Source organism: Paenarthrobacter sp. PH39-S1 (genome assembly GCF_030063245.1).
Taxonomy (GTDB): Bacteria; Actinomycetota; Actinomycetes; order Actinomycetales; family Micrococcaceae; genus Arthrobacter_M.
This window is the reverse complement of record NZ_JASISR010000009.1, coordinates 14035-39958: the sequence shown is the minus strand read 5'-3', so window position 1 is coordinate 39958 and position 25924 is coordinate 14035. Positions and strand designations below refer to the sequence as shown.

General features: G+C 65.7%; 27 protein-coding genes. 9 read left to right on the top strand and 18 right to left on the bottom strand.

The window, feature by feature from the left end; genetic code table 11:
- Nucleotides 1-8 precede the first annotated feature (8 nt).
- From QMG52_RS07705 to QMG52_RS07665, 9 genes are read right to left on the bottom strand one after another with little or no spacing between them, the layout of a single operon-like run.
- Nucleotides 9-1388, bottom strand: coding sequence for a flagellar hook-length control protein FliK (locus QMG52_RS07705; RefSeq protein WP_283559835.1), 1380 nt, complete (start codon nucleotides 1386-1388; stop codon nucleotides 9-11).
- Nucleotides 1385-1915, bottom strand: coding sequence for a flagellar FliJ family protein (locus QMG52_RS07700; protein WP_283559834.1), 531 nt, complete (start codon nucleotides 1913-1915; stop codon nucleotides 1385-1387). Before QMG52_RS07700 ends, QMG52_RS07705 begins: the two co-directional genes overlap by 4 nt.
- Entirely contained in the window at nucleotides 1915-3240 is a 1326-nt protein-coding gene (locus tag QMG52_RS07695; protein WP_283559833.1) for a FliI/YscN family ATPase, read from the bottom strand. The genes QMG52_RS07700 and QMG52_RS07695 overlap by 1 nt, the downstream gene beginning before the upstream one ends.
- Nucleotides 3237-3908, bottom strand: coding sequence for a FliH/SctL family protein (locus QMG52_RS07690; RefSeq protein ID WP_283559832.1), 672 nt, complete (start codon nucleotides 3906-3908; stop codon nucleotides 3237-3239). Before QMG52_RS07690 ends, QMG52_RS07695 begins: the two co-directional genes overlap by 4 nt.
- A complete protein-coding gene (fliG, locus tag QMG52_RS07685; protein ID WP_283559831.1) occupies nucleotides 3898-4917 on the bottom strand; it encodes a flagellar motor switch protein FliG in 1020 nt (339 codons plus the stop codon). Before fliG ends, QMG52_RS07690 begins: the two co-directional genes overlap by 11 nt.
- A complete protein-coding gene (fliF, locus tag QMG52_RS07680) occupies nucleotides 4914-6503 on the bottom strand; it encodes a flagellar basal-body MS-ring/collar protein FliF (protein ID WP_283559830.1) in 1590 nt (529 codons plus the stop codon). Before fliF ends, fliG begins: the two co-directional genes overlap by 4 nt.
- Nucleotides 6503-6808 carry a flagellar hook-basal body complex protein FliE gene (fliE, locus tag QMG52_RS07675; protein WP_283559829.1) on the bottom strand — a complete coding sequence of 102 codons (306 nt, stop codon included), beginning with the start codon at nucleotides 6806-6808 and terminating at the stop codon, nucleotides 6503-6505. Before fliE ends, fliF begins: the two co-directional genes overlap by 1 nt.
- Nucleotides 6808-7200, bottom strand: a complete 393-nt coding sequence (locus QMG52_RS07670; protein ID WP_283559920.1) for a flagellar basal body rod protein FlgC — start codon at nucleotides 7198-7200, stop codon at nucleotides 6808-6810. The genes fliE and QMG52_RS07670 overlap by 1 nt, the downstream gene beginning before the upstream one ends.
- The gene (locus QMG52_RS07665) at nucleotides 7197-7538 is read right to left on the bottom strand and encodes a flagellar basal body rod protein FlgB (protein ID WP_283559828.1); all 342 of its coding nucleotides are present in this window, start codon (nucleotides 7536-7538) and stop codon (nucleotides 7197-7199) included. The genes QMG52_RS07670 and QMG52_RS07665 overlap by 4 nt, the downstream gene beginning before the upstream one ends.
- Before the next feature lie 224 nt (nucleotides 7539-7762).
- Here QMG52_RS07665 and QMG52_RS07660 point away from each other — a divergent pair, with 224 nt between their 5' ends.
- Nucleotides 7763-9760, top strand: a complete 1998-nt coding sequence (locus tag QMG52_RS07660) for an HNH endonuclease signature motif containing protein (RefSeq protein ID WP_283559827.1) — start codon at nucleotides 7763-7765, stop codon at nucleotides 9758-9760.
- Nucleotides 9761-9984: 224 nt separating this feature from the next.
- On the opposite strand, the gene QMG52_RS07655 is transcribed toward QMG52_RS07660, so the two are convergent.
- From QMG52_RS07655 to QMG52_RS07635, 5 genes are all read right to left on the bottom strand, one after another.
- On the bottom strand, nucleotides 9985-10575 hold the full coding sequence (locus tag QMG52_RS07655) for a FliH/SctL family protein (RefSeq protein ID WP_283559826.1): 591 nt from the start codon (nucleotides 10573-10575) through the stop codon (nucleotides 9985-9987).
- On the bottom strand, nucleotides 10568-10996 hold the full coding sequence (gene fliS, locus QMG52_RS07650; protein ID WP_283559825.1) for a flagellar export chaperone FliS: 429 nt from the start codon (nucleotides 10994-10996) through the stop codon (nucleotides 10568-10570). The genes QMG52_RS07655 and fliS overlap by 8 nt, the downstream gene beginning before the upstream one ends.
- Nucleotides 10997-11001: 5 nt before the next feature.
- The gene (fliD, locus tag QMG52_RS07645) at nucleotides 11002-12339 is read right to left on the bottom strand and encodes a flagellar filament capping protein FliD (protein ID WP_283559824.1); all 1338 of its coding nucleotides are present in this window, start codon (nucleotides 12337-12339) and stop codon (nucleotides 11002-11004) included.
- A 194-nt stretch (nucleotides 12340-12533) separates the two neighbouring features.
- Nucleotides 12534-13373, bottom strand: a complete 840-nt coding sequence (locus QMG52_RS07640; protein WP_283559823.1) for a flagellin N-terminal helical domain-containing protein — start codon at nucleotides 13371-13373, stop codon at nucleotides 12534-12536.
- 132 nt (nucleotides 13374-13505) lie between these two features.
- The gene (locus tag QMG52_RS07635; RefSeq protein ID WP_283559822.1) at nucleotides 13506-14330 is read right to left on the bottom strand and encodes a sigma-70 family RNA polymerase sigma factor; all 825 of its coding nucleotides are present in this window, start codon (nucleotides 14328-14330) and stop codon (nucleotides 13506-13508) included.
- A gap of 197 nt (nucleotides 14331-14527) precedes the next feature.
- Here QMG52_RS07635 and QMG52_RS07630 point away from each other — a divergent pair, with 197 nt between their 5' ends.
- The 7 genes from QMG52_RS07630 (at nucleotide 14528) to QMG52_RS07600 (ending at nucleotide 20334) form a co-directional block, all read left to right on the top strand.
- On the top strand, nucleotides 14528-15016 hold the full coding sequence (locus tag QMG52_RS07630; protein WP_502920463.1) for a flagellar protein FlgN: 489 nt from the start codon (nucleotides 14528-14530) through the stop codon (nucleotides 15014-15016).
- A 10-nt stretch (nucleotides 15017-15026) separates the two neighbouring features.
- Nucleotides 15027-16487 (top strand): flagellar hook-associated protein FlgK, encoded by a 1461-nt coding sequence (gene flgK / locus QMG52_RS07625; protein WP_283559821.1) that lies wholly within the window; start codon nucleotides 15027-15029, stop codon nucleotides 16485-16487.
- 3 nt (nucleotides 16488-16490) lie between these two features.
- Nucleotides 16491-17372 (top strand): flagellar hook-associated protein FlgL, encoded by an 882-nt coding sequence (gene flgL / locus QMG52_RS07620; RefSeq protein WP_283559820.1) that lies wholly within the window; start codon nucleotides 16491-16493, stop codon nucleotides 17370-17372.
- Nucleotides 17369-17755 (top strand): flagellar assembly protein FliW, encoded by a 387-nt coding sequence (fliW, locus tag QMG52_RS07615; protein WP_283559819.1) that lies wholly within the window; start codon nucleotides 17369-17371, stop codon nucleotides 17753-17755. Before flgL ends, fliW begins: the two co-directional genes overlap by 4 nt.
- 270 nt (nucleotides 17756-18025) lie before the next feature.
- A complete protein-coding gene (locus QMG52_RS07610; protein ID WP_283559818.1) occupies nucleotides 18026-18655 on the top strand; it encodes a malonic semialdehyde reductase in 630 nt (209 codons plus the stop codon).
- A gap of 204 nt (nucleotides 18656-18859) precedes the next feature.
- Nucleotides 18860-19327, top strand: a complete 468-nt coding sequence (locus QMG52_RS07605; RefSeq protein ID WP_283559817.1) for an SRPBCC family protein — start codon at nucleotides 18860-18862, stop codon at nucleotides 19325-19327.
- A gap of 377 nt (nucleotides 19328-19704) precedes the next feature.
- Nucleotides 19705-20334, top strand: a complete 630-nt coding sequence (locus QMG52_RS07600; protein ID WP_283559816.1) for a uracil-DNA glycosylase family protein — start codon at nucleotides 19705-19707, stop codon at nucleotides 20332-20334.
- A 3-nt stretch (nucleotides 20335-20337) separates the two neighbouring features.
- Here the strand turns inward: QMG52_RS07600 and QMG52_RS07595 are convergent, their stop codons facing one another.
- The 4 genes from QMG52_RS07595 to mmsB are packed head-to-tail and all read right to left on the bottom strand — an operon-like array spanning nucleotide 20338 to nucleotide 24881.
- Nucleotides 20338-21186: an enoyl-CoA hydratase/isomerase family protein gene (locus tag QMG52_RS07595; protein ID WP_283559815.1), complete on the bottom strand. Its 849-nt coding sequence runs from the start codon at nucleotides 21184-21186 to the stop codon at nucleotides 20338-20340.
- Nucleotides 21183-22430 (bottom strand): CaiB/BaiF CoA transferase family protein, encoded by a 1248-nt coding sequence (locus tag QMG52_RS07590; RefSeq protein WP_283559814.1) that lies wholly within the window; start codon nucleotides 22428-22430, stop codon nucleotides 21183-21185. Before QMG52_RS07590 ends, QMG52_RS07595 begins: the two co-directional genes overlap by 4 nt.
- Nucleotides 22423-23973 (bottom strand): aldehyde dehydrogenase family protein, encoded by a 1551-nt coding sequence (locus QMG52_RS07585; protein WP_283559813.1) that lies wholly within the window; start codon nucleotides 23971-23973, stop codon nucleotides 22423-22425. The genes QMG52_RS07590 and QMG52_RS07585 overlap by 8 nt, the downstream gene beginning before the upstream one ends.
- Nucleotides 23970-24881 (bottom strand): 3-hydroxyisobutyrate dehydrogenase, encoded by a 912-nt coding sequence (gene mmsB / locus QMG52_RS07580; RefSeq protein WP_283559812.1) that lies wholly within the window; start codon nucleotides 24879-24881, stop codon nucleotides 23970-23972. The genes QMG52_RS07585 and mmsB overlap by 4 nt, the downstream gene beginning before the upstream one ends.
- 114 nt (nucleotides 24882-24995) lie before the next feature.
- On the opposite strand from mmsB, the gene QMG52_RS07575 reads away from it, so the two are divergent.
- Complete coding sequence (locus tag QMG52_RS07575) at nucleotides 24996-25919, top strand: LysR family transcriptional regulator (protein ID WP_283559811.1); 924 nt, start codon at nucleotides 24996-24998, stop codon at nucleotides 25917-25919.
- Nucleotides 25920-25924 lie beyond the last annotated feature (5 nt).

Genomic DNA, 25924 nt, shown 5'->3' with positions numbered 1-25924 from the left:
TCCTTCTCTCAGGTGGTGATGTCAAGGGTGGATCCTGGGCTGGCATGGGCGTTGCTGATACCCGGCTCTGGCCCCGGCGGCTCGAGCTGCCGGTTACCGGGCTGCCCGGCGTTCGCGGGAGCCGGGGAGGTCCGGCCATCGGCGCCCTGGGCCTCGGGGTCCCGGCCGTCCGGGTCCTGGGCGTCGGGGTCCCGGCCGGGCTGGTTTCCGGATGCAAGATCGAGGCTGGCGTTCATTCCCGTCGCTGCCAGGTCCCGCTTCAGATCGGGAAGGGCAGCCCGGAGCGCGTCACGCCCGGAATCGTTCGGGGCGTACAGCTCGATCCTGATGTTATCCGCGGAAATATGCGCCCGCACCGTAACCGGGCCCAATGCATCGGGAGCGATGCGGACGGTCATCACGTGTTCCCTGGGCCTGGCCGTTGCCAGTGCGGCCAACGGCGCCGAAATCTGGCTGGCAAGCGGGACCGGTGCAGGCTGCGGGGCTCCGGAAGGCCGCGGCACGGGCGTGCCGGATGCTGCGGGAGCCGCCTGTAAGGAAACGATGGGGCCGGGCACGAGGGGCGCGCCCTGATCACCAGGGGAAAAGGTGGTTTGTGACGCTGTCGGCGCCGGTGTATTGGAGGTCAGCCCACCGGGGCGGACGACGGCGGCGGTCGGCGAAGCAGGCGCCGCGGCCAGCGCTGCGGGCAACGACATGGGCGACGCCAGAGACGTAGCTGGCGTCGCCGTCCCCCCTGAGGCTGCAGCTGACACTGTCATCGCGCCCGCAGCCGGAGCCGGCGTCGTCGTCGTAGTCGGTGCGGAAGCGGTAGCCGTCGTAGTCGTGGCGCCTGCAGCTGCAGGCACCGGGGCAGATGCAGACCGCTTCGCGTCCTGCGACCTGGTGGAATTACTCGCTCCGGCCACAGCCTCCGGCACGGAAGGGGGCACGTCGGCCCCCGCGTCGTCGGCCGTACGGGTGCCGTCGGCCGTACGGGTGCCGTCGGCCGTACGGGTGCCGTCGGCCGGCTGCGGTCCCGCCTCAGTGCCAGCAGCCGACAGCGATCCGGTGGTCACAGGATCTGCCGCCGGCAGAGCGCCAACGGTCAGCAGGCTGCCACTAACCGGCACGGCCACGGCAATCGGCGCCAGAGCGCCAGCGGCAACGGGCGCCGCTGTCCCGCCCGGCTCGGTGCCGGCAGCAACCGGTTTCCCGCTGCGGGCTGTTCCTGGCGGTGCTGATTTCTGCCCGGCCGTACCGGTGGACGTGCCCACGACGGCACGCAAGACGGCGCCAAACGCCGCTTCCCCCTGCCGCCCTCCCCTGCCGCGGCTCTGGCCCGCTGCGCCGGAATCCCGGGCTCTCGTAGGCGACAGCGCCAGCTGTAGGCCCGAAAGCACGCTCATGTCTTCCCCCTATCGAGCCCGCGGCCCGTCTCCCGAGCCGACTCGCGGCCCGACTCCCGATCCGACCCCCGGCCCCGGTTCGGTCCACTGTCCGGCCCCCGGTCCCGGCCGCGATCCCGGTGCCAGGCCGTCACCGCTATCTCATCCAAAACGGTCTGCTCGGAGTGGAGCAGTTCCGCGGCTACGAGTTCCGCATGCTTCGCCGCCAGCTTCTCCAGCCGGACGGAACCGGCCCGCGCCTCATTGAATACTGTCTGCGCCTGGTCCTGCTGTACCCGGTTCTGCTGCGACACTGCTTCGAGCTCGGCCAACATACTGCGTGCGGACGAACGTGCAGCGGCCATAGCACTCAGCGCGGCGGCGGTGGCCACCTCGCTGGTCGTTTGCTGCAGTTCACCGCGGGCGGCGTTCTGCCGCGCGCCGTGGGCAGACGCTCTCGCATTCGCGCCGGCCAGCTCGGCGGCGGCGGCATCCTGGCGCAGGCGCCGCAGGCGGAGCAGCCCAGCCAGCGGAAATGCACGGGACATCAGGTACCTCCAAGGGTCTGGACCAGCCGGTTCAACTGGTTCCATGCATCAATGCCAGCCGTCTGATCGTCCATCCGCTGCTGCAGGAACGCGTTGATGGCGGCCTCGTGATCCACGGCGGCATCCACCAGCGGGTTCGTCCCACGCTGGTAAGCGCCGACGTCGAGCAGGTCCTGCACGCCCTTGCGCGCGGCAAGCACCCGACGCAAGGCGGTGGCCGTCCCGCCCTCCTCGGCCGAAATGACCTTGGAGGCGACGCGGGAAATGGAACTAAGGACGTCGATGGAGGGAAAGTGGCCGGCGACGGCCAGCCTGCGGTCCAGCACGACGTGACCATCCAGTATGGAGCGGGCGGCGTCAGCGATCGGTTCGTTGTGGTCGTCTCCGTCCACCAGCACCGTGTATATTCCGGTGACCGAGCCGCGCTCGGCTGTTCCGGCACGCTCGAGTAGTTGGGCCAGGACCGAGAAGGTCGACGGCGGGTACCCCCGGGTAGCGGGCGGCTCGCCGACGGACAGGCCGATCTCACGCTGGGCCATGGCGACCCGCGTCAGCGAATCCATCATCAGCACGACGTCGGCGCCGCGGTCTCGGAAGGATTCCGCGATGCGGGTGGCGGTGAAGGCGGCGCGCAGGCGCATCAGAGCCGGCTCCTCCGAGGTGGAGACCACCACAATGGACCGGGCCAGTCCCTCCGCGCCGAGATCATCTTCGAGAAACTCACGGACCTCGCGGCCGCGCTCGCCCACCAGCGCGATCACGGAAACCTCTGCGTCGGTGCCGCGGGCAATCATGGACAACAGCGAGGATTTACCCACCCCGGAACCGGCGAACAGGCCCATCCGCTGGCCCTTGCCGACCGTCAGGAGGGTGTCCATGGCCCGCACGCCCAGCTGCAGTCGCTCGGAAATCCGGGTGCGGTGCATGGCCGAGGGGGTGTCATGATCCAACGGCACCCTGCCGTCAGCCACGAGTGGACCCTTGCCATCGATCGGGCGGCACTGACCGTCCAGCACGCGGCCAAACAGCCCCACCCCGGTGGGGACCAGCAGAGGCGTTCCTTTCGTCCGCGCCGGAGAGCCGGCCCCGATCCCGGCCATTCTGCCCAGCGGCATACAGCGGATGCCGGTCCGGGTAGAGGCAACCACTTCAGCGTCCACGCCGGGATTCTCACCGATGGTGACGAAGTCACCGACGGCACAGTCGAGCCCGGCCAGCTCCACTCCGAGCCCGACGACGGATGATACCGAGCCAACCCGCTCGGGACGCGCCGCGGCCAAGGCCGCTTCGAACCGGTGGGCGTGCGGACGCCAGGATGTCGTCATGCGGAGTCACCCCGGAGGGCATCCTTGGCCCGCGCCAGCGCGGTGCCGATCCGCGCGTCAAGGTAGCCGTACTCGAACTCCGCCATGGCATCCCCCGGCGCCAGCTCGGTATCCGGAATGAGGCGGACGCGGGCCCCGGCAAGCGTGTCCGCATCCAGGGTTGCCAGATCCGCGGGATTCATCCGTACGGCGTAGGTGCCTGCGGCGGCCCGCTGCGTCATCGCCCGCGTCAGCGCCGCCCGGGCGGAGTGTTCGCCGTCGGACAGCTCTTTGCCGATGACCGCTTCGGCCAACTCCAAAGACCCTGCCAGCAGCGCATCCTGCGCCTCCGTGACCACCGGCAGCACCACCGCATTGACCGCCGCAACCGCACTGTTGAGCGTGGCCACCGCCTGCTCTGTTGCGGCCCGCAGCCGCAGCAGCCCGGCGGCATACTCGGCCTCCATCTCGGCGCGCCGCGTCTGCGACTCCGCCTCGGCGGCCCGCATTCCGAAGGCGTAACCGATCGAGTGGCCCCGGATATAGCCCGGCGTTCCGGGACCGTCGGGTGCGGTGCCCTCAACGGGGGCGAAGCTGATCGGCGTGAAAGCGGCACTGGTGAAAGCGCCGGTGGAGGCGGCACCAGTGAAAGCGCCAGTGGAGGTGCCAGCAGGCGAATTAGTAGACAAGGTCGTCCTCCTCGTTCCGCCGCACGGTGATGGTCCCCGCCGCTTCGAGCTCGCGGATCGAGCGCACAATGTCAGCCCGGGCCTGCTCCACCTGGGAGGCGCGCACCGGACCGGTTGCACCGCTCTCAGACTGCAAAATTTCAAGGTTCCGCTCGGTGATATTAGCGTGCACAACGTCGACGAGCTCGACGGCGGCGCCCTTGAGCGCCAAGGCCAGGACACCGGCGTCAATGCCGCGCAGCACCTGTTGGACATCCTTGCGGTCCAGCTTCACAATGTCCGCGAACGTCAGCATCCGCGAACGGATCTCCTCCGCCAGAACCGGGTCCCGCTCCTCCAACCCCTCCATTAGGGACTTTTCGGTGGCGACATCCGCCCGGTTGAGAATCTCGACCAGGGACTCGACACCGCCGATCACCTCCACCGTTTCAGGCAGCGAGACGACGGCATTGGCCCGTGCCCGCAGCGTCTCGGCAACAATACCGACCGCTTCCGGGGTGGCGGTACCCATCGAGGCAAAGGCCTGCGCCACGTCGGCGCCGAGCGGCTCGCCCAGACCTGCAAGCACGGCGGAGGCTTTCTGCGCACTGACATGGCCGAGCACCAGGGCGATGGTCTGCGGCAGCTCCCCATCCAGCAGGATCAGAATCTGCCGCGCATCCGCCTCAGCCAGGAATTCAAAGGACGTCCCGGCCATTGACGATTCGAGCCGGCTCATGACGCTCGCGGCCTTCTCCGAGCCGAATGATGCCTTCAGCAGTTCAAGGGCGAAGTCCCGCCCGCCACGGGTATTTGAGCTGCTGTGAAAGGTCATCTCATGAAATTCGTTGATGACCTCCCCCGCCAGCGCCGGGTCCACCCGCTGGAGCGAGACAATCTCCGCAGCGACTTCCTCCGCCTCGGCTTCGGTGAACTGTTGCATCACCCGGGCGGCCTTTTCCGGCTCCAACTGCATCAGGATAATGGCGGCCTTCTGCATGCCCGTCAAGGCCGATTCCGCGGTCTTCATACCGATGTCCTGCTGTCATCCATCATGCTCCGCAGGTATGCTGCCGTCTTTTCCGGGTCGTGGGTGGCCAGCGAATCGATCCGGGCCCGTTTGTCATCCAGATCATCGGGCGCGTCGTCGGGCAGCCGCGGAATTTCCCGCACTGCCGGCGGAGGAGTCAGCTGAAGGGAAGTCGCGGCGGGTTCCAGCAGCCCCAGCTGATCCAGCCGCTCTCCGAGGTCGACGGGCTCCCGGCTCTGCCGCCGGTTCTTCAGCGCGTACAGCAGCAATGCCAGGGCAATCAGGAGCAGAATGCTGGCCACGATGATGATGGTTTTCCACGTCTCCGCCGTGCGCTGGGCATCGGCCTCGGCCTTTGCCGCATCGAGGGCAGCCTTGGCGTCAGCGGCGCCGGAGGTGTTGAACGGCAGCGCCGCGACGGTCACAACGTCCCCGCGGGCAATATTGATGCCCGCTGCGGAGGAGACCAGATCACGCAGGGTGGACATGTCCAATCCGTCAGCGGTCGGTTTGTTCACCGCAACCGACACCGTCTGCCGCGTCACCGCGCCGGCGGGAATGGTCGTGGTTTCAGTCGTTTTATTCACCGCGTTGTTCTTCGTCGTCTTGTCGGAGGTGAACGTCCCGTTTCCGTCGGCATTGGGTGCCGCCGTGCTCTCGGCCCCGAGCACGCCGGCAGCCGCGGCCCCGGTGCCGGTGTAGGACTCGGTCGCCTTGGATTCGCTCAGAGCGGGAGCCTGGTCGGGGTTGGTGAAGGATTCCTGCACCTTCTGACCGGTCTGCTGGCTCATCTCCGCTGCTACGGCCACCGTGGCGTTACCGGGACCCGCCACCCGGTCGAGCATGGCCTGCACGGCGGCGCTGATCCGCTTCTCATAGTCGGAGCCCTGCTTGGCGGCTCCCCCGGCAGCCCCGGTTCCGACGGCGGAAAGTACGGTTCCGGCGGAGTCAATGACCGCGACGTTGAGCGGTTTCAGCCCGTCAATGGACGCGGAGGTTAGGTGCACGATGGCCTGCACCTGATCGGAATCCAGCGAGGTTCCCTTCGCGGTTTCGATGAACACCGACGCCGTCGGGTCCTGTTTCTGGGAGGCAAACACCGTGTCCTTGGGGATCGCCAGCTTCACCGAGGCGGCTTTTACACCGTTCATGGCGGAAATCGTGGACGCCAACTCGCCCTCCATGGCCCGCTGGTACGTGACGGTCTGCTGGAATTCCGACGATGTCACGCCCATGTTGTCCAACAGCGAGTAGCCGGCCGTCTTGTTCGCCGGCAGCCCCGCCGCGGCCGCCTTGAGGCGCTCGTCGTAGACCTTCGCCTCCGGCACCATGATCGTGGCCCCGCCGTTGGTCAGCTCGTACGGCACGCCGTCCGTGCGCAGCTGGTCCACAATGGTGTTCGCGTCCGCTGCGGCGAGTCCGGAAAACAGCGGTGTGTAGGTGGGTTTGGTGAGCCAGGACGTGAGCGCGATTCCGCCCAGCACCAACGCGGCAATGCCGATAATGGCAATGGTGCGCTGTGCCACGCTGAAGCTGCCCACGGCCTTGGTGAACCGCGCAAAAAAGGCGGATAGCTGTGCCGGCATCAGGCTTGCATCCGCATGATCTCGTTGAACGCGTCGACGCCCTTATTCCGGACCGCCGCCACCAGTTCCAGCGTCACCTGCGCCCGCGTAGCGGCAAGCGTCGCGGTGTGAATATCGTCCAGGTTGCCGGTCACGGCCTTAATGGCCAGGTCATTGGAGTTGGACTGCAGCTGCTGCAGTCCGTCCACGGCACCGGTCAGCGTCGAGGCGAAGTCCGCGCCGCCGTCCGGGGCGGCGGACTGGACCGCTGGCAGATAGCCCGTCGGGGAAACGCCCTGGACCGTGGGAATTGCGGCGATGGCCATCAGGCTTTTCCGATCTGCAGGGCGGCTTCGTAGGTAGTTTTAGCGCGGTCCACGACGGCGGCGTTGGCCTGGTAACCGCGCTGCGCCATGATCAGCTTGCCCATTTCAAGCCCCAGATCGATGTCCGGGTAGCGGACGTAGCCGTCCTTATCCGCCAGCGGATTGGCCGGTTCGTGCACCAGCCGCCCGGCAGCGTCGCCATAGCTGGTGCCGGCAACGAAGACACCGGAGTTTCCCGGCCCCTCCCGCGCCTGCACATAGCGGGCCTGGAAGGCGGTGCCGTCCGTTCTTTTGGCGGTATTGACGTTGGCTAGATTGTCCGCCACGGCATCGAGCCACTTGCGGTGCACCGTCAGTGCGGAGCCGGCAATGCTGATTGCGTCCGTCATCAGTTGGTCCGCATCGCGGTACGCATGCCGGTGAACGGGGCGTTGGAGGCCTGAGCTGCGAACTGGTAGCGCAGCACCGTCTGGATGTTCGCGAGCGTCTCGGTATCCAGGTTGACGTTGTTGCCGTTCAGCTGCGTCGCTTCCAGCGACCGCGCCGTCGTCGCCGCCGCGTGCCCGTCCCGTGCCTGCACCGAGGAACTCAGCGCGGACTCGAAGGCGACCTTTTTGGCATGGTAATTAGGGGTATTGACGTTGGCAATATTGTCGGCAATGGTGCGCTGGCGCAGGGCCAAACCATCAAGGGCGCTGCTGAGCGCCACAGTAGTCACGGAATCGAACAACGTTTACCCGCTTTACAAAAAAGGGACAAGTCGGCCGATCCGTGGCCAATTCAAGTGAGCGGTCCTTGCTCGTCTCTATCTATCGGCGCGGGACACGCGTCCGTTAGCAGAATCGCCAAAACTTTTACCCGGCAGCCGTGACGTGGACGGGACATCTGAAAATATTCGCACACACGTTCGGAAAGATTGTGGAAAATATAGCTTAATTAGAATAGAATTAAAGCATGGACGGCGGGAAGAGCTTCGAAACGCTCCTCGGGGATTACCTCGGGATACCCCCGCACGCCCGCCCCGAAGATTTCCAAGCCGACGGATCCCGGCCAGAAGGTCCCCATCTCACCCAGTGGGAGTTCGGGTGGGGTCCGGCCCGCACTCTGACGGGCGAGGACCTGTGCCGCTCCCTGAAGCCCTCCGCCGTCATCGCCAAGCACCCGGGCAGTGATCTACATCCCTCCAAAGAGCAGCTCCCCGATCTGCAGGTCCCCGACGCGCAGGTCCCCGACGCGCAGGTCCCCCATCTGCAGGACGCTGAGCTCCTTGACGCTAACCGGCAGGATAACCATCAGCCTGATGGTGACCTGCAGGTCGAGTCCGTCTGCCGGGCCCTGTTGGCGGGCCTGGTCCGGGAAGAGGACCCCGACAGGCTGGACCCGCTGCGGACCGCCGAGGCCCTGCTGCTCACCGACCCCGCCGGCGGTGATGCCGACCAGAAGCTCGACTACGCCGCCGCAGCCGGGAAAATGGTGTCCTGGGCCCAGGCCATCCAGACCCGGGCCGTCGCCGCGTTCGCCGCAGAACGGCCCCCGCTGCCGGCCGAAACACCACGGCGCTGCACCGTGCCGGCCCGGTCCGAATGGATCAGCGAACGCTCCCGGTACGCGGCAGCGGAAATCGGTGCCGCCCTGCACATCGGCCGCTACAGCGCCCAGCGCCTCCTGGACAACAGCGACTACCTCACCAGCATGCTCCCTGCCACCCTCGCCCAGCACGAGCAGGGCCTCCTGGACCGGGCCCGCGTCCACGCCGTCCTCTCCGGACTCGGCACCACCCCGGCCGAACTCTGGGGCCCGGTCGAAGACGCGATCACCGCCCTCGCACCCTCCCTGACACCCAAAGCCCTGGAACGGCATGCCCGCGAAACGGCGGAGAAACTCGACCCCGAACCCCTCGCCGCCCGGCACGAACGCGCCCGCACCCACCGCGACGTCTGGTTCTTCGCCCAACCCGACGGCATGGCCGAAATCGGTGCACTCCTCCCCGCCGTGGACGCCCGGCGCTTCTACGAAACCATCGACGCCTGGGCCCACCACGCCCAACACGAAGGCGAACCCTCCACCGGCACCACCCCCGGCGGGAAACCCTCCCGCGCGATCAACGAATACCGCGCCGACGTCATGATCGACCTCTTCAACAACGCCCTGGCCCCCGACCACACCGACCCCGACGACACCGACACCAGCGACTGCACCGACGATACCGACACCGGGAACGCCGGGAAGACCGGCACCGACACCGGGAACGCCGGGAAGACCGGCACCGACACCGGGAACGCCGGGAAGACCGACACCGGGAACGCCGGGAAGGCCGACACCGACACCAGCGACTGCACCGACGATACCGACACCGGGAACGCCGGGAAGACCGGCACCGGGAACGCCGGGAAGACCGCCCGTGGCCGCCGGGGCCGGAAGGCCCCCCGCTACGCACCCGCCCAGATCGCCGTCACCGTCCCCGTCCTGACCCTGATGGGACTGGACGAACGCCCCGGCAACCTCAACGGCTACGGCCCCATCCCCGCCGACCAGGCCCGCGAACTCGCCGGCCAGGCAACCTCCTGGCTCAGGTTCCTCACCGACCCCGAAAACGGCACCATCCTCTCCATCGGCCGGACAGCCTACGAACCCGCGGCAGACCTGCGCCGCTGGATCATCAACCGGGACAAAACCTGCCGCGGCATCGGCTGCGACAAACCCGCAAGACTCTGCGACATCGATCACACCATCCCCTACCACCGGCAGACCTACGCCCCCGACGGCACACCCCTGCCCCTGGGCGAAACCAGCGACACCAACCTCGGCCCCCTGTGCACAGCCGATCACCACCTCAAAGACGACCCCGGCACCGGCTGGACCCTCACCCAACCAACCCCCGGCGTCTTCATCCACACCTCACCCACCGGACGCGTCTACCCCAACAACCCCGAACCACCACCACCCTTCTGACGCCGCCCTTCTGAACCCTCCCAGCACTCGGCATTGACACCAGCGTCAGCGCAGAGCTACAGACGGCAAGTTGGTCACAGTCGAGTGCCGCATCTGGAACCCGAGTGAATACAAGCGGAGCGCGCGTGTTCTCGGAGTAAATTCCTACGGCGCCTCGATCATTACTACGGCCTCTTTGACACTGTCGGTCGTTCCGTTAGCCCTTCCGTTCAAACGCGCTAGGTCTAGCCCGTAACGTCCAGAAAAACGGGCCGCCCAGTGGGTATCGTCTCCGGCACCGATTGAACGGCGGCCAGGTGCCGCGCGGTCTCGTGAAGCTGCGCTTCCAGACGTTCGACGGCGTCATGCTGGGCTGCGAGCAGCCGGTGAGCCCGGCCGATCAGCCCGGCGGGAATCGGCCCCGGATCAGCCAGCGGCAGCCACGGAGTCGCGTTGTTTGCTGTCTGCACAGCCGATTCACGTTCCGCCGCTACCGTGGCATCGGCCGAGGCGTCTTGGCGCCGGACTCCATACAAGGACTCCCCCGGACCCGGCGCATTGACCCCGGCCTCTAGCTGCTCCAGAATCCCGAGCCATTGGAGGCCCTGTTCAATGCCCTCGTCGAAGCCCTGTTCAATGCCCTCGTGGAAGCCCTGTTCAATGCCCTCGTCGATGCCCTGTTCAATGCCCTCGTCGAAGCCCTGTTCAATGCCCTCGTCGAAGCCCTGTTCAATGCCCTCGACGATGCCCTGTTCAATGCCCTCGTGGAAGCCCTGTTCTATGCCCTGTCCGGTGCTCCGTTCGGTGCTCTGTCCAGTACCGGGCGCCTTAGCCAATGCCGAGGCTTCCGCCCGTGAATGCCGGTGCTCCGGTCCGGACGGGCAGCGATGCAGCCGCCTCGTGCCAGGATTGCCGCAGCGGTTCCAGGACCGCAATGCAGTCGCGGGTCTTCCCGGCGTCCCGCTGAATGTTCGCCTCAATCATCGTGTTGGATGCAAACGTATACAGCGCGAACAGCTGATCGGCACCGTCCCAGGCATCCGCGTTCAGCGAGGTGGATAATTCGGCAACAATTGCCTGCGCGTGGACCAGATTCTCCGACGCGGCCGCCCAGTTTTGCCCTTGTTGGGCTGCCTCGGCGCGGTCCAGGTCAAGCAGCAGCCTGTCGTACAGCATGGTCAGCAGCCGGGCCGGCGGGGCCGACAGGACCGCCTCCCGGTTGTATTTGGCCATTTGCTGTGCGTAAGCAGTACTCATGGTGCTCATGCTCCCGTGCTCGATGACGATAGGCCGGACAGCTGTGCGGTCAGCCAGGACTGCTGGGACTTCATTTTTCCCAACGCAACTTCCAGGGCGGCATAAGTTGACTGCAGCCCGGCCTGCCTGCTCGCCAGCCGGAGGTCCCAGCTGCTGATCTGGTCGCTGAGATCTTTGATGGCGCTCTGCTGGCCGGTGATCTGGGCGGTTATGGTACCGCTGTATTTATCGGAGGCGACAGCGGCGGCAGTGCTTACCCGGGAGGCAATTTCAGCGAGGGCGGCTTTAGTCGCGGTGGGATCCTTCACCAAAGCGGCCGTCAGCTTGTCCGCATCAAAGAGCAGATTTCCGTCGCGGGTGATGCCAACGCCGTATTCTGATGGCGAGTGGCCATTCACCGGCAGCGACGCGGCGGAGAGCAGCTTCTGGCTCACGTCCCTGACGGTGCTGTCCCCGGTGAAGGGCCCCGTTGCGGTGACCGTCTTACCGCTGGCATCCGTGCTGGTGCTAACGGCACTGCGGGCGGCAATCAGGGAAAAGACCCCGTTCAGGGCGGTAACCAGATCCGAGGCCATCTTGGCGGCCTGCTTGTCATCGCGTGCCACGGTAACCGTGGCGGGGCCCAGGGCACCGGAAGCCAGCGTCACGGCGACGCCGGGAAGCAGTTCCGGAAAAGTATTGGTGGCCGAAGTAACGGCTTGGGCGGCGGCGGTGCCGGCCCAGAGAGTCACCTGCGCGTCTTGGGCGGTTTTGATGTCTGTCACGGCGGCGGTGGTGCCGGAAATGCTGAACCGGCCGGCGGCACCGGCCGAAGCTGCAGTGAGCTGGAGGCGGTATTGAGGATTCCCGCCGGCGTCAGTCCCGCTGGCCACTTTCATCGCGGTGACACCCGCCGGGGCGGCATTGATCGCTTCGACCACGTCATCCAAAGAGTTGGAGGCCGCTGTGATGGTGGTCGCCGTGCCGTCTTTGGCCGTGAGGGTGAGCCCGCTGTCCGGCCATACTGTCAAGGCGCCCGTTACACTGACCTGGGTTTGCGAGAGTCGATCGACCGCAAAATCGATTTGCCCTGCGGAGGCCCCAGCCGTGGACACAGCCGTCACCTTGTCGGAGCTGCTGGTGGCGGCATAGACATCGAAGGCGGCGGGCTTCGCGGCGGCCGTGGCGAGGTTCGCCAGCGCGGCAATTTTCGTGTTTAACGCCTGCAACGCCGACGCCATGACCTGCGTGTCCGAGACCTTGTTCTTCAGGAGTGTCTGCGGAATGGCTTCCACTTTCATCAGCGAGGCAATAAGCGTAGTGGTGTCCAGACCACTCGACAAGCCATCGAGAGTGATTCCCATGCGCGTAACTCCTGAATACGTCTCTAACTACGGAAGCGGCCTACCTGCGGCCGATGAACGGGTGAGTCGCACTCGTCCATCCGCCGCAGGAGCCGCGATCAGTCCTGTTCCTGTTACCGAGGCCCTGTTACCGAGGAACGCACTTAGAGGGTCTAGGTCACAGGGTCTGGTTCACAGGGTCTGGTTCACAGGGTTTAGCGCAGGAGCTGCAGCACGCCCTGGTTGGACTGGTTGGCCTGCGCAAGCATGGCGGTCCCGGCCTGCGACAGGATGTTGTTGCGGGTGTACTTGACCATTTCCTCGGCCATGTCTGTGTCGCGGATGCGGGATCCGGCGGCGGAGAGGTTTTCCTTGGAAACGGCCAGGTTCTTGATGACGCTTTCGAACCGGTTCTGGTCCGCTCCGAGGGAGGCGCGGGCGGTCGATACGGCCTTGATCTGCGTATCCAGGGCGTCGATCGTAGTCAAAGCATCAGCGGCGCTTGAGAAGCCTGTTCCCGAAGCCAAGGTGGACACGGCCGTACCGATGGCCTTTACGTCTGAGAAGTTGACCGAGATCTGGTCCGCGCCTGCGACACTGCCCGCGCCGATCTGGAAAGTCAGGCTCGTGGTAACGCCGTCAAGCAGCTTCTTGCCGTTGAAGTTCGTCGAATCGCCGATCCGAGTCAGTTCCTTACCCAGCGCGGTGACCTCAGTGGAGATCGCGGCACGTGAATCCACGCTGTTCGAGTCGTTGCCGGCCTGAACAGCCAGGTCACGAACACGCTGCAGGATGGACTGCACTTCGCCCAGGGAGCCTTCAGCGGTCTGGATGACGCTGATGCCGTCTTGAGCGTTGCGGGCTGCGACGGTCATGCCGCCCACCTGTGACTTCAGGCCCTCCGAGATCGCCAGGCCGGCGGCGTCATCGCCGGCACGGTTGATGCGCAGGCCGCTGGAGAGCTTCTCCAATGACTTGGACAGGTCGTTCTGCGTGTTGGCCAGGTTGCGGTAGGTGTTGTTTGCCGCGAGGTTGGTGTTGATCTGCATGCCCATGGTGTATTCCTCCGTGAGTGGGGTCAGTTTCGCCGGCCCATCCATGGTCCGGCACACTCAACTATCGGCGGAGCAGGTACGGCGGTTAGCAGCTCGCGGAAGACAATTCGGAATTCGCCTTTTTGCGTATTTTCAGGCGACGACGACGTCCATCGCCGGCGCCGGGTGATGGTGCGCGGCGCGGGTAATGCCCCCTGCGGTGTGGCCGCCCATGGCGGACAGGTAGGCGTTGCGTCGCTGTGGGGCGATCCGGGACAGCGGAACGTGCCTGTCGCCGTCGTCGTTCCCGTAATGCGTCCCCATCCCGTCGCCGAGCAGACGGATCGCCTCGGCGCGCTGCTGGGACACGGCGGAATGCGTGGAGCCCAGCTCCGCGGCAAGGTCCTTGACGCTGCGGTCCTGAAAATAAATCTGCTCCACCACGTAACGCATCTTTCCCGGCAGCGTCCCGACGGCGGCGCGGAGGTACTGCAGCCGCTCGGCGGCCAGCAGCTCGCCCTCGGGGGAGGCATTTTCCGCAACCAAGAACCCGGCGGTGACCTCGTCAATGGTTGAGACGGTTCGCGCAGCATCGGCCAAGGCGGCATCGGCTTCATCCCGAGTCACCCCCAAGGACGCGGCTATCTCATCCACCGTCGGGATCCGGCCCAACGCGGCAGTAAGAGTCTCACGGATGGCCAACGTCTCTTTAATCCGGCGCCGCACCGAGCGCGGAGCCCAGTCGCTGGACCGCATTTCATCGGCAAAAGCGCCGACAATACGACGGCGGGCAAAGGCTCCGAAGGGGACGCCGAAGTCCTGGTTGTAGGCCTCGGCCGAGGTGATCAGCGCAATGGCGCCCACCGACGCCAGATCATCCCGTGAGAGATGGGTGGCCTTGGCACACAGTTCGGACACGAGATAGCCAACCAATGGCAGGTTTTCGATGACCAGCTCATTGCGCTTAATACGATTCATTTATTTGGTTCCCCCGGGAGCCGTCAACGCCAACAGAAGGCTCCCGAACTGACCAGAGACCATGATCAGCCGTATAACTCGGGCGCGCTACGTGAAACATACCACCAGTGCGGACTAACATAAAGACATTCCCTGCCGATAGTTGGGTAACAACTAGGCGGCGGTCTGACGTCTGTCGGAATTTTAAAGAGGAGCTGGTGAGGTTGGGCGCCCAGGAATTGTCCTCGTTGCTGTGGAAAGAACGGGAACTACTGGAGCTTTTGACGTTCAAGCTGGAGGAGGAACAACTGATCCTCACCTCCGGAAAAACCCGCTGGCTGCAGCATGCCACACGTGAGGTTGAGCAGGTGGTGGAGCGGCTGCGGACGGCCGGGCTCGGCCGCACCGTCGAAGTTTCCGCGCTCGCCAGGGAGTGGGGCACGGAGGAGAACGCCAGCCTGCGCGACATCGCCGCGAAGGCGCCGGCCGGTCCCTGGTCCGAGATCTTCGCGGGCCATTTGAAGGCCCTGGCGGAACTGACAACGCGGATCCGCGAACTCCGGGACGCCAATGACCAGTTCCTGCGTGCGGCCGCCCGCTCGACGCAGGAAACCGTGGCCGGGCTGGTACCGGACGCCGGCACCTACAATTCCCGCGGTGGCACCGGGCTGGACGCCGGCGCCAGACTCTTCGATAAAGACCTGTGAGGACCTCTTCATGAGCACATTCGGTGCACTGAACGCCGCATTCTCCGGCCTGACCGCTGCCCAGCAGGGGCTGAGCGTCACGGGCCAGAACATTGCCAATGCGAACACCGCCGGTTACACCCGGCAGCGCGTGACCACATCCGCGATCGGTGAAGGCGCCAATGTTGGGCTTTTTTCCGCCGGCGCCCGTGCCGGGCAGGGGGTTTCCGTGGACGGCGTGGCCCGCCTGGGTGATACGTTCCTGGATGCCAGGGTCCGCTCCACCACCGCGGCCGCCGGGTATACCGCGGTGCGCAGCAACGCCCTCACCACGATCGAGGACTCGACACACGAACCCGGCGCGAAGGGGATTTCCGCCAAGCTGCAGGCTTTCTGGGCCGGCTGGGGCGCGATGGCCAACCAGGCCGGTGAGGCGGCCCCCGCCGCTGTTCTCCTGGCCGCCGCGAACGACCTGGCCGGACAGCTGGCCGTCGGATACGGGAATTTGGAAGCCCAGTGGTCCCAGGGCCGTTCGCAGGTGGATGGCATGGCCACGGACCTGAATAACGCCGCCGCCCAGGTCGCGGACCTGAATCTGCGCATCCGCTCGACGATCGCCGCCGGCGGTTCCGCCAACGAGATGGTGGACCAGCGCAGCCAGCTCACCGCCACCATTGCTTCGCTGGCCGGTGGCGCAGTCCGGGACACCGGTGACGGCATGGTGGACGTTCTGGTGGGCGGCAACGCGATGGTTTCCGGCGGATCGGCCCGCACCGTGCAGGTGACCGGCGCCTATGTGATGGACTCCGCGGGCGCCGGCACTGGCCCCGCCCGAACCTACGCCGTCCAGCTGGAATGGACGGACCGGACGGGAGCCGCCGGACCGCTCGACGGCGGCGAAATCGCCGGCGCCTTGTCCGTGCTGGCTCCGGCCGGCGGCGGTGCGGGCGACGCGGCCGGCACCGGTGGTTCGATTGCCGAGGCGGCCGCTTCCTACAACACGTTTGCGCAGAAGCTGGCCGACGCCGTCAACACGGCACACCGGGCGGGCGTCACTACCGCGGGGACGGCCGGAGGGGACTTCTTTGATTTTTCGCCCGGCAAACCGTCGGCCCAGGGACTGACCGTTGCGGTCACCGACGTTTCCGGCCTGGCCACGGGGAGCGCCACTGGCGGAGCCCTCAATGGCGGCAACGCGGACGCCATTTCGCAGCTGGGCGTGGGACCGGACTCTCCGGACACCGCGTGGAGCGGCTTCATCACCAAGCTGGGCGCGGCGTCACGCTCGGCGCAGCAGCAGGGACAGCTGGCCGCCGCCTCGGCGGTGAGCGCCACGCAGCTGCAGGCCTCCACGGCCTCGGTCAGCCTGAATGAGGAAAACATGAATCTGCTCTCCTACCAGCATGCCTACCAGGCAGCGGCGCGCGTCATGACGGCCGTGGATGAGATGCTGGACGTACTGATCAACAGAACCGGACTCGTGGGGAGATAGCGCATGATTAGCCGTGTCACCAACCAGACCATGATGGCCTCCGCGCAGCGGAACCTGCAGTCGAGTTCATCCCAGCTGGCCAAACTCCAGGACCGTGCCTCGACGCTCAAAGCGATCGTGCGGCCCTCGGATGATCCCGCCGCCGCTGCCGCCGCGCTTCAGGTACGCGCCCAGCAGTCTGCGACGGATCAATACGGCCGCAACATCGAAAATGGAAACGGCTGGCTGGCGACGGTTGACACCACCATGTCCAGCGCGTCGTTCATTCTGAACCGGGTCCGGGACCTGACCGTGCAGGGCGCTAATGGCGGTGTGAGCAGCGGGGCCAAGGAGGCCCTCGCGGTCGAGATCACCGGTCTGAAAAGAGACCTGCTCAGCCAGGCCAACACCAAGTTTATGGGCCGGAACATCTTCGCCGGAAACTCCAACGACTCCTCGCCGTTCTCCTCGACCGCACCCTACACCGTACCGGCGGGCGGCGCCGTCGAACGCCGCGTTGGCAATGAAACCAGTATCCGGGTGGACGCTGATGGGGCGGCCGTTTTTGGTACAGGTGACACGTCAGTCTTCGCACTGCTGGACAAAATCACCGCCGACCTCACCTCCGGAGCTGACGTGAGCGCAAATCTGAAGGATCTCGAAGCGCGGATGACGGCGATCAGCAGCCGGCACGCCGAGGTCGGCGCCCGGCAGGCACAGCTGCTGCGCGCACAGGAGACCAACACCGCCCTCAAGGGCACGCTGGAGGCCACCAGATCCGGCATCGAGGACCTGGACCTTGGCAAGGCCATCCTGGATCTGCAGCTGCAGGCGACCAATTACCAGGCCGCGCTCGCCGTGACGGCGAAGGTGCTCCCGATGTCCCTGCTGGACTTCCTCCGGTGAGCGTCACCCTGACGTTCGCCGCCCCTCCGCCCGGGCTGGAACCACTGGTGGACTTCACTCTGGATCCGGTGGCCGGCGCCGACGGCCTCTACCGGCTGCAGTCGGTAGCCGGTGCGGACCGGCGGTTGTACGTCCTTGACGCGTCCGTCTATCTGCCCGATTACGCCCCGTTGCTCTCCGACGAGCAGTGCACGGTGCTGGCGCTGGACACACCCGAGCAGGCACAGGTTCTGGTGGTGGCAAACTTCGGTGAGCGGACCACCACCGTGAACCTGATGGCGCCCATCGTGGTGAACAACAGCACGCGCCGCTGTTCACAGGTCATTCTGGACGGCCAGGGTTGGCCGCTGCGCGGAGATTTGGCGGAGCTCACCTCGCCATAGCAGGGCCCTAGGACCAGGCTGACTTGCGGCAGTTTTCCCGCGCCGAACAGCCGTTGGAGGCTCCTGCCGACTCGACCCAGTCCCGCGCCGAGTCGAGCCGAGCATCATCACCAGCGCGCAGGGATAGCCATTCAGCCGCAACTGTGATGAATACCTCCTTGGATCCGGGAAGCAGCAGGCACGGTCCGAACGCTTGCAAAGGGGAACACCGTACGTCTTATCCACAGATTTGTCCCCCACAAATTTGTCTCCCCCACAGAAAGCAGCGCCATGAGCATCGATAACGCCGTCGTCGTCAATCTTCAGGATGAACTGATCCTGGACAGCGAAGCCACCGACGCCCTCTTCCTTGAGGCGCGTACGGCCAACACCTTCACCGATGAGCCGGTGACCGAGGAGCAGATGCGTGCCATCTATGAGCTCACCAAGATGGGCCCGACGGCGATGAACATCCAACCGCTGCGCGTCACCTGGGTACGGTCCGCCGAGGCCCGCGATCGTCTGGTCTCCTACATGGCGGACGGCAATGCCGCGAAGACCGCGACGGCGCCGATGGTCGCCATCCTGAGCGTCGACGGGGACTGGCACGAGCACTTCCCCACCTTCTTCCCGCACGCTCCCGAGCGCAAGGCCATGTTCGAGGGCAAGGACGCACTCAGGTCCGCAATGGCCGGTAACAACGGCCACATGCAGGCGGCCTACTTCATCATGGCCGTCCGGGCCGCTGGGTTGGCTGCCGGCCCGATGGCAGGCTTCGACACCGCCGCCATCGATGCTGACTTCCACGCCGGCACCAGCCGGAAAACCATCATGGTGGTCAACATCGGCAAGCCGGGCGAGAACGCCTGGTTGCCCCGTCTGCCGCGCCTTGACTACGACGTAGCCACCGCCACGGTCTAGCAGTACGTTGTCAGGTTGGGGCTCGCGTTCGGCAGTCGGGGGCGATGTCCGAGGACGCCAGCGAGCCCCAAACTTTGGAGTCCTTTGACGATGCCGCGGTCGTGCGCGGCAGCCGTGTTCGATCCGCCGCCGCAGTTCCGAAGGCCCCCCTTCATTTCTGGACGACCCGTAGGGAATGTTTGACCCACCGCATATGATGACGGCATGTCATCCTTCAGCGTCACGCGCAATATCGTTATCCCGGCCGCCGCGGCAGAGATCTATCCCTTTGTTTACGACTTCCACCAGTGGACCAATTGGTCGCCGTGGGAGAAAATTGATCCGTCCATGAAGCGCACCTACTCCGGCGCCAAAGCCGGCGTGGGAGCAAAATATGCGTGGACCGGGAATCGCAAGGCAGGTTCGGGCACCATGGAAATTGTGGATGTCACCGCGCCTTCCAGCATCGGCATCCGGCTGGAATTCACAATGCCCATGAAGGCCGTCAACCCCACCAAATTCACCTTCACGCCCGAGGCCGGCGGAACCCGCGTCACCTGGACCATGACGGGCGAGAACAAGGGCGTTGGCCGCGTCTTTGCTTTGTTTATGAGCATGGACAAAATGGTGGGGGGCGACTTCGACAAGGGTCTCGCCTCCCTCGCCGAAGCTGTCGCGGCCGCCAAGGGGTAGGCCTCGGCACCAGGCCCAATGTGGCGTTGACGGGGGTCAGTCCCGAGGTGCCACCGGAACGTGCTCATCGTCATTTGAACGAGCCGGCAGCGATGAAAAACCCACCAAAGTCCGTCATGTATTTTAATGCCCTTTAGGTGAGGCAGATAGGTGAGGCAGATTCCCTTCCGGCCAGTTTCGTTTTGCCCCGGGCTTGATAGACTGGATACCGATCGAGCAGGCAACCAGCCCGGACCGGGAGTTGCCAATCGCAGGCTTCCGGGCCGAACGCGTTCCGCACCCGATCCGCCCAACGAATCAGCACCCCCACCGCCGGTCCCGGCATGCCTGCGGCCGGCGCAGGGGCGTGTCCGCCCGCATAGGAGAAGCCTCACCCGATGACAGCCCAGGTCACTGAAACCTACCGCGAAGAACTCTGGAACCGCCGCTACGAACCGAACGTCGCGGCAGTTAACGAACTCTGCGATTCCCTCGTCGACCTCCGGCCGGGCAGTGAGGTTTCTTACATCGACCCGGTCCACAACGTGGACGAATGCCGCATCATCAGTCTGTACTCCAATATCGGTTCCGCACACGACTCCGGCTTTGTCACGCCTGGGGATGATGATGCCGTGGCGCGCCTGATGGGAGTGCAATGGCAGATCGGCCTACGGCCCGAATACATCATGCCGTGGAATGTGCACCCCTGGTTCACCCACGGGGAAGCCAACGGCAAGCTCGCGCCCGGAGAGATTTCGGCCGGCCTCAAACCACTCCTGAGGCTCCTGGCACTGGTCCCCAGGGCCTCCGCCATCGTGGCCCACGGGACCGAGGCAAACCGGCTGGCCGGTCTGCTCCTGAAGACCGAGAACCCATTGATCTGGCGCCGGGGAGTCAAGACATACAAGGTGCGTTCCCTTGGCGGCAGGTCCTTCGGCGGCTCAGCCACCCGGCAGCAGGAATGGCTCGAGGAGATGAAGGCGGCCTACGCGGATGCGATGGCGCGCACGGGCCTGACTGCCGCGTAGCCGTCAGGACCCCGGCTGCCGGGAAGCAGGCGAGAGCCAGCTGAACTCCGGGATTTCCTTGGCCAGAAATGCGCGCACTCCCTCCGCGGGATCGCTGCTCGCGGCCATCTCCTGCTGCCAGAACTCGTTGCGCGCCGCCAGGTCCTCCGCGCCGCCGGCGATGGCGTCCACCAGGTCCTTCATCGCGTGAATGGACAGCTGGGAGCGCGATGCCAGCCGGCGGGCGAAGGAATCAATGTCAGCCCAAAACTCCGGCTGCGGGACTACGCGCGCCACCAGGCCCAGAGCCAAGGCAGTATGGGCATCCACGAAGTCGCCGCTGAAGAGCAGGAACTTCGCCGGGGCCGGCCCCACCAGCCGGACCAGCCGCTCAATCCCGGACAGCGGATAGACAATGCCGATCTTCGCCGGCGTGATGCCGAAGACCGCAGCATCGGAGGCGATTCTGATGTCGCAGGCACCGGCGATCTGCCAGGCTCCGCCCATGCAGTATCCGTCGATGGCTGCGATCGTGGGCTTGCGGAATTTGGACAGGGCACGTTCGGCTGCACTGATCCGGCCGCCGTCGCTGTGACCGGTGCTGGGGTCCAACAGGATCTGCTGCAGCGCGCCGATGTCCGCGCCGGCGGAAAAGTCCGAGCCCCCGCCGCGCACCACCACCGCCTTGACAGATGGCTCCCCGTCCAGGCGTGCCAGCACGGGTTCAAACTGACCCCACATCTCCTCGGTGACGGCATTTCGCATGCCAGGGTTCTCCAGCAGCACCGTCGCCACGGGGCCACGCTGCTGGACCCGGAGGGTCCCCTTCGCCTGGACCGTTCTCTTCGCCCGGACCGACCCGGTTTCGCTCATGAAACGGTGCTCTCAGCACGAACGTCCGCGGCCATCACAATGCCGGCCGCCAGCAGGCCCGCGATTTGGTCCGCACTGAGCTGCAGCTCTTCCAGGACCTTCCGGGTGTCCTCCCCCAAGGCCGGCGGGGGCTTGCGGATTGCGGTTGCCTGCCCGTTAATGGACAGCGGCCCGCGCAGCAGTGGCAGGGCACTGCCGTCACGTCGGCGCATGTGTTTGACCATGTCCAGGGACTGCACCTGCTCGTCGTCGAAGACCTGCTGAAAATTGTAGATCGGCCCCGCTGGGATCTTGGCCTGACGGAATTTACGGACCCAGTCCGCGCCGTTTCCGGCCGCGAGCAGCTCTTCCAGCCGCAGGTTGAGCGGACCCCTGTTGAGGGTGCGCAGCTTGCCCGTCCGGTATTCCGGTTCATCGGCCAGCGCGGGATCGCCGAGCAGCTGACACAACAGCTGCCACTGCTTTTGCGTCCCGACGGCGACGATGACGGGAATGTCCGCCGTCTTGAACACCCCGTAGGGGGACAGCACCGGATGGTTGTTGCCTTGCGGCGTGGGGATCTCACCGGTGCTCAGGTAACGCTGACCCTGAAAACTGGAGATCGAGAGCGCCGACTCAAGCAACGACGTCGACACCACCATCCCCGCCCCGTGGCTCGCATGGCCGGCCAGTGCCGCCGCAATGCCGAACGCGGTGAACATGCCGGCCACCATGTCGATAATCGGGACTCCGATGCGGAACATATGCTCCGCATCGGCACCGGTAACGGACATCAGCCCCGACATCCCCTGCGCCACCTGGTCCAGTCCGGCGGCCTGGCTCAGCGGACCCGTCGCGCCGAAGCCGCTCACCGACGCGATGATCAGCTCAGGCTTGGCCGCGCGCAGTTCCGCCGGGTCCAGTCCCATGGTGCGCAGGACTCCCGGACGGAAATTTTCGACGACGACGTCGGCCGCGAGCGCCAGCCAGCGCAGCAGGGCCCTGCCTTCGGGGCTGTAGAAATCGACCGCGATGGAGGACTTGCCCCGGTTCGTGGAGTCAAAGTAAAGACTCTGGTCATTTTCGAAGGGGGGCCAGGACCGGGTCGAATCGCCGCCCTTGATGCTCTCCACCTTGGTCACCTCGGCACCCAGGTCTGTTAGGAGCGCGGTGGCGTACGGCCCGGCCAGGGCACGGCTCAGGTCCAGGACCTTGATGCCCTCCAGCGGGCCGCGGGTTCGTGAACCGGCTGCCGGCTCAGACATGGAGTCCACCGTGGCTGCGCAGCTTGACGTTGATCTGCTTGGTCTGGGTAAACCCGGCCAGCATCCCCTCCAAGGACACTTCCCGGCCCAGCCCGCTCTGCTTGTAGCCACCGTAGGACTGGCCGGCCACCTGCCCGCCGCCCTGATTCACCTGCACCCACCCGGCCTCCAACCGGTGCGCGGTGTTCAGCGCATTGTCCAGGTTATGGCTCCAGACGTAGGCCGCCAGGCCGAAGTGCGTGTCGTTGGCCATCCGCACCACGTCATCGGTGTCATGCCACGGGATCGCCACCAGCACCGGGCCAAAGATCTCTTCCTGCGCCAGCCGGAACTCGTTTTTCGCCCCGCTGAAGATGGTGGGCAGATGGTAGTAACCCGCCAGGAGCGGCCCTTCCGATGGGGCTTCGCCGCCCAGCGCGGTGGTCATGCCGGGCGTGGAACGGCCCTCGGACAGGTAACTGCTGATCTGGGTAAACTGCTTGTTGTTGATCACCGCGCCCATATCCGTGGCCTCGTCCAACGGATCACCCACCTTCAGGGCGCCCAGCCTTGCCACCAGTTTGTCCATGACCTCGTCATGGATGTCCTCGTGCAGGAACAGCCGGGAACCGGCGGTGCAGCTCTGCCCCTGCCGGGTAAAACGCGAGGCCAGCAGCAGTCCGTCGATCAGCTCGTCGTCGACCGCGTCCGGGAACACAATGGAAGGGTTCTTGCCGCCCAGCTCCAGGGACATATGCGCCAGCCGCTCGCCGGCCTGCCGGGCGACCCCGCGTCCCACCTCCGTCGATCCGGTGAAGGAAACCTTGGCCACGTCCGGGTGATCCGCCAGCGCCGCGCCGATGACCGAGCCGCGCCCGGTCAGCGCGTTGACCACCCCCGGCGGGAGGTGCCGGTTGCAGACCTCGGCCAGCAGCAGGATGGTCAGCGGTGCGTCGTCGGCGGCTTTCATTATGACGGTATTGCCCGCGGCCAGGGCGGCCGGGATTTTGAACGAGGCGATCATCAGCGGCGAGTTCCACGGCAGAATGCAGGCCACCACGCCCAGCGGCTCCAGCCTGGTGTACTGCAGCTGATCGTCACCCGCGGGCAGCGTCGCGCCTTTGACTTCCCCTGCCACGCCGGCAAAATACCGGAACAGCGACACCATGGACAAGACCTCCGGGCGGGCCTGCGTCCGCAGCGCGTTGCCGGTGTCCAGTGCGGTCAGCCTGGCGAACTCCTCGGAACGCTCCTCCAGCTCATCTGCAATCCGGGCCAGGGCGCGTTGCCTGCCGCTGAAATGCAGGGCCCGCCACTCCGGGAAGACGCGGAGGGCAGCGGCCACCGCTTTGTCCACGTCCGCCGGTCCGGCCGCCGGGACCCGGGCAATGACCGCTTCCCGGCGGGCCGGGTTATACACCGGCCGCCACTGCGGGGCCTGGCTGCCGACCTGCTGAGCCTCCACCTGCCGGCCGTCGATCCACATCGGCCAGTCCGTCACCGGCGAGTCCGCGTTCATGCCCGTGTGCGGCGCGGCGGGAGGGTTGTTCGTGGTCTGCGTCATTTTGTTACTTTCCCCGAGGTCAGAGAGCCGTCCACCAGGGAGACGATCATCGAGCAGTCCTTGCGGCCCTGATCCGCATCAATCAGCCGCTGGAAGAGCTGCTGTACACGCTCACCAATCTCCAGCGGGGTGCCGGTGTTGCGGGCGGCGGAAATGGCCAGGCTGATGTCCTTGTTGGCCAGCTCCGCTGTGAACGTCGGGGCAAAGTCCTTGTTGGACGCCGCCGTGGGAACCACCCCGGCCAGCGGATACCAGGTGCGCAGCGCCCAGCTGTCCCCGGAAGAGACGGAGGCAATGTTCCAGAAAACCTGCTTGTCCAGACCCAGCCGGTCGGCGAGCACCGCGCCCTCGGCGGTGGAGGCCAGATTGATGAACAGCATCAGGTTGTTGCAGATTTTCGCGGCCTGACCCGTCGTCGCAGCGCCCGTGGGAATGATATTCGCCGCCATCGGTTCAATGTACTTCGACGCGTCGGCAACGGCAACCGATTCGCCGCCGATCATGAACGTCAATGTCCCCGCCTGGGCCCCGCTCATACCGCCGGAGACGGGCGCATCCACAAAACGAAAACCGCCATCGGCGGCCGCGTCGTGAACCGCCCGGGCCGAGTCGATGTCAATGGTTGAGGAATCGACCAGCAGTGTCTCTTTTGCCGCGGAAGCCAGGATGCCGCCGTCGCCCAGATAGACCGTGCGGACGTGGTCACCCTTCGGAAGCATGGTGAAGGCGACGTCGGCGCCGTCCACCGCGTCGGCAATGCTCCGCGCCGGAGTGACACCGTGGCCGACCGCTGCGGCCAGTGCCGCCGCGTCGAGATCAAAACCGCGCACCTCGTGCCCGGCCTTGATCATGTTCGCGGTCATGGGGCCGCCCATGTGCCCTAAACCAATCCATGCGACTACAGCCATGATGAAAGCCCCTTGCTTCTGCGGTGTCCGGACTGATCCGGTTATGACTAGGATCACACCCTGTTAGAGTGCATTCAAGCCGAATATTGGCAGAGACCCTGTGCAGGAATGCACATGAAGGAGACCGCAGCGGTGGACTTTAAGAGATTCCCCAGCCCGGATGATCTGCTCATCCTGCTCACGGTGGCGCGGTTGGGCCGCTTTACCGCCGTCGCGCAGGCTTTGGAAACCTCCCATACCACCATCTCCCGCCGCATTCTCGCCCTCGACAAACGCCTGGGCGGGCGGACGCTGGAACGCAATCCGCATGGTTGGGAGCTCACCGAGCTGGGCCGGCAGGCCGTCCGTGCCGCCGAAGGAATCGAGCACAGCCTCGGCGATCTCGCAGCCAGCCTGGATACCGGTTCCGGTTCCCTCGCCGGACTGGTCCGCGTGAACACCTCGGACGGGTTCGGCGCCGCCATCGCCGCCCCGGCGCTGGTACGGCTGCAACGCAGCCATCCGCAGCTCAAGGTGGAGCTCCTCAGCGCCACGCGGAAGGTCAGCCAGAACCGTTCCGGCGTCGATCTGGAAATAGTGGCCGGCCACATTGATGCCAGCAGGGCCGAGACGGTCTTCCTGACGGATTATTTCCTCCGGCTCTATGCCAGCCCTGAATATCTGAAGACCAAGGGGACACCGGCGAGCGCAATGGATCTCCAACGGCACACCTTTGTTTCCTACGTGGAATCCGCGCTCCAGATCGCCGAGCTGGGGCACCGATCCTCTGCCCTCTCCGAACCGGCGGCAGCATTTCAGGCCACGAGCATCTTTGCCCAGATTGAAGCCGTCAGGGGCCATGGCGGCATCGGAATACTGCCGTCCTTCATGGTCTGCGGCCAGCCGGACTTCGTTCCTGTTCTGCCGGCGGCCTTTGAACGCCGGCTGAGCTTTTGGGCGGCAGCGCGCCCGGAGTCCCTCCGCTCCGCCGCGGTGCAGGCCGTGATCGGAGCCATTTTGCAGGAGACCAGGCTCCGGCGGGACGCATTGGCTGCCTGACCACC